General features: G+C 72.1%; 8 protein-coding genes. 2 read left to right on the forward strand and 6 right to left on the reverse strand.

The genetic code is table 11. The features are described from left to right. Window positions 1–58: 58 nt before the first annotated feature. From BV453_RS01310 to BV453_RS01330, 5 genes are read right to left on the reverse strand one after another with little or no spacing between them, the layout of a single operon-like run. Window positions 59–574: a glycine cleavage system protein R gene (locus BV453_RS01310; protein ID WP_025105362.1), complete on the reverse strand. Its 516-nt coding sequence runs from the start codon at window positions 572–574 to the stop codon at window positions 59–61. A 21-nt stretch (window positions 575–595) separates the two neighbouring features. Further along, entirely contained in the window at window positions 596–1654 is a 1059-nt protein-coding gene (locus BV453_RS01315; RefSeq protein ID WP_060922363.1) for a PLP-dependent cysteine synthase family protein, read from the reverse strand. Window positions 1655–1677: 23 nt separating this feature from the next. Beyond that, entirely contained in the window at window positions 1678–2490 is an 813-nt protein-coding gene (locus tag BV453_RS01320; RefSeq protein WP_025105364.1) for a GntR family transcriptional regulator, read from the reverse strand. After that, on the reverse strand, window positions 2490–2894 hold the full coding sequence (rbsD, locus tag BV453_RS01325; protein WP_025105365.1) for a D-ribose pyranase: 405 nt from the start codon (window positions 2892–2894) through the stop codon (window positions 2490–2492). The genes BV453_RS01320 and rbsD overlap by 1 nt, the downstream gene beginning before the upstream one ends. Before the next feature lie 14 nt (window positions 2895–2908). Then, a complete protein-coding gene (locus BV453_RS01330; protein WP_249520673.1) occupies window positions 2909–3871 on the reverse strand; it encodes a ribokinase in 963 nt (320 codons plus the stop codon). Between the two features lie 118 nt (window positions 3872–3989). Between BV453_RS01330 and BV453_RS01335 the strand changes: the two genes are divergently transcribed. Beyond that, entirely contained in the window at window positions 3990–4652 is a 663-nt protein-coding gene (locus tag BV453_RS01335) for a transaldolase family protein (RefSeq protein ID WP_249520674.1), read from the forward strand. 4 nt (window positions 4653–4656) lie between these two features. Here BV453_RS01335 and BV453_RS01340 read toward each other — a convergent pair whose 3' ends face one another. After that, complete coding sequence (locus BV453_RS01340) at window positions 4657–5334, reverse strand: FadR/GntR family transcriptional regulator (RefSeq protein WP_249520675.1); 678 nt, start codon at window positions 5332–5334, stop codon at window positions 4657–4659. Between the two features lie 47 nt (window positions 5335–5381). On the opposite strand from BV453_RS01340, the gene BV453_RS01345 reads away from it, so the two are divergent. Further along, window positions 5382–6281: an amidohydrolase gene (locus BV453_RS01345; RefSeq protein WP_249520676.1), complete on the forward strand. Its 900-nt coding sequence runs from the start codon at window positions 5382–5384 to the stop codon at window positions 6279–6281. The last annotated feature ends 237 nt before the right edge of the window (window positions 6282–6518 follow it).

Genomic DNA, 6518 nt, shown 5'->3' on the forward strand with positions numbered 1-6518 from the left:
CTTCCGGACGTCCGAATAGGGCCGGGGCGCACGAAAGAGGGTGGGTCGGCGAACGGGGTCAGCCGAGCGTGATGTCGACCTGGATCTCGGACGCGAGGCGCTCCAGGTCGGCACGCAGGGCGTCGAGGTCGACCGTCGGCGGGACCTTCGCGATCACCGAGGCCTCGAACAGCCGCCCGCCGGCCATCGCGGCCTCCCGGGTCTCGGTCGTGAGCTCCTCGATGCTCAGGGCATGCGCGTTCAGCACCGCCGAGACCTCGCGCACGATGCCGGGGCGGTCGTTGCCGAGCACCTGCATCACGAGCAGCTGCTCCTCGTCCTCGGACGGCCCTGGCGTGCCGGTGAGCACCGAGAGCGTGAGCAGACCCTGGCCCTGGATCCCCCGGAGCGCGGTCTCGAGCTCCCCGGTGCGCTCCGTCGGCACGGACACCTCGATGACACCCGCGAACGTGCCGGCGAGCTCGGCGAGGGAGCTGTTCTCCCAGTTGCCGCCATGGGCATCGACGACATCGGCGACGGCGGCCACGAGGCCCGGACGATCGGCACCCGCGACAGTGAGGATGAGTGTGGTCATGGGGTCAGCGTAACCCGAGGATCAGTCCGCCCAGACCCCGGTCTCCAGGAATCGCTCCAGCCGCGCACGGTGCGGGGCGAGGTCCCACCCCTGCTGCGCGACCCACTCGTCCGAGTAGTACGTGCCGGCGTACCGCACACCGCTGTCGCAGATCAGGGTCACGACGCTGCCGGTCTCGCCCGCGGCACGCATCCGGGCGATGAGCTGGAACGCGCCGTAGAGGTTCGTGCCGGTGGAGCCGCCCGCCCAGTGCAGGGTGCGCTCGCGGAGGAGCCGGATCGCGGCGATGGAGCCCGCGTCCGGGACCTGGATCATCTCGTCGATCACGGACGGCACGAAGGAGGCCTCCACCCGCGGCCGCCCGATGCCCTCGATGCGGCTCGGGTGTCCGGCCGGCGGGTCGACCGTGCCCGCCCAGCCGTCGTAGAAGGCCGAGCCCTCGGGGTCGACGACGGCGATCCTGGTGTCATGGCGGCGGTACTTCACGTAGCGGCCGAAGGTGGCGCTGGTGCCCCCGGTGCCGGCGCCCGTGACGATCCAGCGGGGGATCGGATGCCGCTCCTGGGCGAGCTGGCCGAACACGCTGTCGGCGATGTTGTTGTTGCCGCGCCAGTCGGTCGCACGCTCCGCGTAGGTGAACTGGTCGAGGTAGTGCCCGGTGCAGTCCGCCGCCAGGCGCTGCGCCTCGGGGGACATGTCCTCCGCGCGATCCACGAAATGGCAGGTACCGCCGTAGAACTCGATGAGGTCGATCTTCTCCTGCACCGTCGATCGGGGCACGACCGTAATGAACTTCAGCCCCAGCATCCGGGCGAAGTAGGCCTCCGACACCGCGGTCGACCCGCTCGACGACTCCACGAGGGTCGTGTCCTCGCGGATGCGCCCGTTGACGAGTCCGTACAGGAGGAGGGAGCGCGCGAGGCGGTGCTTGAGGGAGCCGGTCGGGTGCACCGACTCGTCCTTGAGGTAGAGGTCGATGCCCCACTCCGGCGGCAGCGGGAACAGATGCAGGTGCGTGTCGGCGCTGCGGTTGGCATCGGCTTCCAGCAGGGCGATCGCGGTGCTGGTCCAGTCGCTCATGCCCTCGAGCGTACCGGCCGGGGTCAGCCCACCGTGCCCGCCGGGGACGCACCGCCCGATCCGTCCACGTGCATCAGCGACGCCTGGGACTGCTCCTGCTGGAGCTGGAACTCGAAGCGCGAGCGGTCGCCCCGGTGGTACGCGATGAAGTACTCGATCGGCAGCCCGTCCTCGCTGCGGCTGATGCTGCGCAGGCGGAGGAGGGCGGAGCCGGCGCTCACACCGAGATGCTGAGCCTGCTCGTGCGTGGCGACCGTCGCCTCGGCGGAGCGGACGCCGTGCGTGGCGATGATGCCGTGGTCGGCGAGCAGCCGGTACAGCGACGCCTCGGTGAGGTCGGCGCCGAGCGTCACCGCCCCCACCGCCTCCGGCATCCACGTGGTCGAGAGCGACCAGGGCTCACCATCGACGTGCCGCAGCCGCTCCAGCACGATCACCGGCGATCCGACCGGCACCTCCAGGGCCAGGGCGACCTCCTCGTCGGCGACGGTCTGCTCGTGCCGGAGGACGTCGCTGTGCACGTGGCCGCCGCGCCGCTCGACGTCGTCGTACAGACCGACCAGCGTGTGCACGAGACTCTCGCTCGTGCGCGGGCGGGAGACGAACGTGCCCTTGCCCTTCACGCGCTCGACGAGTCCCTCGTGCTCGAGCTGGGCGAGCGCCTGGCGCACGACCGTGCGGGAGATGCCGTAGCGCTCGCACAGCCGGTGCTCGCCGGGGAGAGGATCCCCCGGCTGCAGACCGTCGCGGGCGATGCCGTCGATGATGAGCTGCCGGAGCTGGTCGTACATCGGCGCCGCGCTGTGGCGGTCGATCGCATCCTCGATGAGAGACATCAGTACGCCACCCCCGCGTGCAGGATCACGTTCGCATACGGGGTGAACTCCCCCGAGCGCACGAAGGCACGGGCGGCGTGCGTGCGCTCCTTGAACTCGACGTGCGGGACGAGCTCGATCTCGAAGCCTGCGTCGGCGAAGCGCTCGCGCAGGGCGTCGAGCACCTCCGGACTCTTCTCGGCGACCTCGGCCGACACCGTCGCCCCCTCGACCACGAGCTCCGCGAGCACCGTGTCGAGCACGTCGAGGAACGCGGGAGCGCCGGGACGGTAGGCGAGGTCGATGCGCTCGGAGCCCGGCGGGATCGGCAGCCCGGCGTCCGTCACGACGATCAGATCGGTGTGCCCGGTCTCGCTGATGACGCGGGAGAGCGCCGGGTTGATCGTGGTCGAGGTCTTGCGCATCGTGTGCTCCTGGTTCAGTTCGCGACGGGGGCCGCGGTGCGCGCGGCGAGGAAGGCCTCGACGTCGGCGCGGCGGGGGAGGCTCGGCGAGGCCCCCTGCTTCGTGACGGTGAGGGCGCCCGCGGCGGTCGCCAGCCGCACCGCATCGGTGAGGGCGGCTCCGCTCGCGAGGGCGGCACCGAGGTAGCCGGCGTAGGCGTCGCCCGCGGCGGTGGTGTCGACGGCCTCCACGGGGAACGGCGGGACGACGGTGGCGCCCTCGGCGGTGACGACGCACGACCCCTGCCCGGCCAGGGTGATGACCGCGGCGCCCACGCCCTGCTCCAGGAACCAGTGCCCGGCGCGTTCGGCGGAGACGGCGTCGGTCACCTCGATGCCGCTGATGAGCGACGCCTCGGTCTCGTTCGGGGTGACGATGTCGATGCTCCGCCAGATCTCCGGTGCCAGCTCCGCCGCCGGCGCCGGATCGAGGATCACGGTCATCCCGTGCTCGCGACCGCGCGCGGTGATGTGAGCGGTCAGGGCGGACGGGGTCTCGAGCTGGGTGAGCAGGACGGAGGTCGTCGGGGCGAGAGCCGCGAGGGCTTCGTCGATCTGCGCCGTGCTGAGGGCGGCGTTGGCGAGCGGCACCATGACGATGTCGTTCTGCGCGGAGGCGTCGACGCGGATGTGCGCGATGCCGGTCGGGCCCGGCACGGTGCGCAGGTGCGCGAGGTCGACGCCGGCCGCGGTGAGCCCGTCCACCACGAGGTCGTGGAACAGGTCGTCGCCGACGCAGCCGACGAAGCTCGTGCGGGCTCCGGAGCGCCCGGCCGCGACGGCCTGGTTCGCGCCCTTGCCGCCGAGCATCAGCGTGAACTCGTCGCCGAGGATGGTCTCGCCGCGGGCGGGGAGCCGCTGGGAGAAGGTCGTGACGTCGGCCGTCACGCTGCCGACGATGACGACGCCGGAGCGGTCGCCGGGGTGTGCGGGTGTCATCTCGCTCCTGATCCTCCTCGACAGCGCGGGGCTCCCGGTCTTTGACAAGGTTCGGGAGCTGTCATTACATTAGCCGAAGCCCCACCTGTAACGACAGGTTGCCCGCGAGGAGACCCCGATGACCGCGATCGCGCCCCGCCTGTACGTCGACAGCGCCGACACCGACCGCGTCTCGCGGCTGCTCTCCGCCGGGGTGGTGCACGGCGTCACGACGAACCCGACGATCCTCGAGCGCGGCGGGCGGACGGCCGCGGAGATCCCCGACCTCTATGCCCGCTGGGTGGACGAGGGCGCACGGGAGGTCTTCTTCCAGACGTGGGGCGGCGACACGGACTCCTTCCTCCGGAACGCGGAGGGCATCCGCGCGCTCGGCGACCGGGTGGCGGTCAAGGTGCCCGCGACCGCAGCGGGTTTCGCGGCGGCCTCGGCCCTCGTCCGCGACGGGGCCACGGTCCTCGTCACGGCCGTCTACTCCGTCGCGCAGGCGCTCGCGTGCGCCTCGATCGGCGCCCAGTACATCGCGCCCTACCTCGGACGCATGCGCGACGCGGGCATGGACGGCGACGCGCTCATCGCCCGGATGCAGGAGATGTGCGCGGGCAGCGGCTCCAACGTCCTCGCCGCCTCCCTGCGCTCCGCCGACGACATCACGGGGTTGCGCGCAGCCGGGGTACCCTACTTCACCGCTGCGCCCGACGTGCTCGACGAGCTGCTGTTCCACGAGGTGAGCGACAGCTCGGCGGCGGAGTTCGACGCGGCGATGCAGCGCCTCGGGGCCTGACGGCTCAGGCCGACGCGGCCTGCCGCAGCCACCGCTCGACACCCGCGATGTGGGCCGTGGCGAGGGAGGTCGCCAGCGCCGAGTCGCGCTGGGCGATGGCATCGGCGATGGCGCGGTGCTCCGACAGGGTGCGCTCCACGGCGCCGCCCTCCGTGAGACCCCGCCACACGCGCGCCCGGACCGTCTGGCTGCTCAGGTGCTCGATGAGGCTCGCGAGGTAGGCGTTGCCCGCCATGCCCACGATCTCGCGGTGGAAGCGGATGTCGTGGTCGACGAGCTCCTCGATCCCGACGGACGCGTCGACGGCCTCCACCTCCTCCTGCAGGGCCGCGATCGCCTCGTCCGTGCCGAGGGTCGCCGCGAGACCGGTGGCCTGCGATTCGAGCATCCGGCGGACGGCGAACATCTCCAGCGTCGAGTCGTCGTCGTGCATGTCCACGACGAACGCGATCGCCTCCAGCAGCAGGTGCGGCTCCAGGCTCGTGACGTAGGTGCCGTCGCCGCGCCGCACGTCGAGCACGCGGATGACCTCCAGCGCCTTGACCGCCTCGCGCATGGAGTTGCGGGAGAGGCCGAGGCGCTCGGACAGCTCCTTCTCCGGGGGCAGGCGATCGCCGGGGGCCAGTTCGCCCGACACGATCATCGCCTTGATCTTCTCGATCGCCTCGTCCGTGACTGCCATGGCGCTCATCCTCGCACAACATCCGATGTCTGCGGCAGGATGGGGACATGCGCATCCTCGACTCGCACCTGCACCTGTGGGACCCGGAAGCCCTCGGGTACACGTGGCTCGAAGGGCCGCTCGCGGGGCGCTTCGGCGCCGACGAGCTCGAGCGTGCGCGGGTGGAGCGGGCGACGGACGAGCGGGCCGTGTTCGTGCAGGCCGAGACCACCGAAGACGACTTCCTCGCGGAGGTGCGGTGGGTGGCCGGGCAGGCGGAGCGCCTCGGGGTGGTCGGCATCGTCGCCGGCGCTCGGCTCGACCGCGGGACCGACACCACGGTGCACCTGGAGAGTCTCACCGCGGAGCCCCTGGTGGTCGGGGTGCGTCACCTCCTGCAGGGGGAGCCGGACGGCGTGATGCTCTCGTCGGCCTTCATCACCGGAGCCCGGGAGGTCGCGGCGCACGGGTGGACCTTCGACGCGTGCGTGCGTGCCGCGCAGCTCCCGGACCTCGCACGACTGTCGGGCGCGATCCCCGAGCTGCGGATCGTGCTCGACCACCTGGGCAAGCCGGAGGTCGGGACGGCTTCTGCTCCGCGCACGCCCTCGGTGGAGTGGGAGCGGGACCTCGCCGAGCTCGCGCGACACCCCGGGGTGTTCTGCAAGGTGTCCGGACTGCCTGCGGAGGCCGGAGGCGACTGGAGCCTCGCGCAGCTCGAACCCTTCCTCGACACCGCGGCCGACGTCTTCGGTCCCGAGCGCCTGATGTGGGGGAGCGACTGGCCCGTGTCGGCGGTCGGCCCCGTCGAGCATGACGGCCCGCACGCTCCCGCCGACGGTGCGCCGGTGTATCAGCCGTCCGCCCGCAGCCGCTGGGCCGACGCCGTGGCGACGTGGGCCTCCTCCCGCGGCATCGATCACGACGCCCTCTTCCACGCCACCGCCACCTCCGTCTACTCCCTCTAACCCCCCGCCCCCTTACGCGGGGGAGTGCGATATGCCACCTCCGGAGCCCCGTCCGGGCCCGTTTCTGATCCCGGCCGGATGGGTGCCGTGCCGCTCACGGTCGTCCCTCCAGGGCGCCTCGGGGCGTGCGGGATGGGAAGCGGCCCGCGGCAGCCGCATCGAGGAGCGATTCTGATCCCGCCGGCGCGGCGAGGCGGCGTGCGGGACGCGAAAGGGGCGTGCGGGACGGGGTGGGGG

The organism is Microbacterium sp. ER1, assembly GCF_023383675.1.
In the GTDB taxonomy this organism is placed as follows: domain Bacteria; phylum Actinomycetota; class Actinomycetes; order Actinomycetales; family Microbacteriaceae; genus Microbacterium.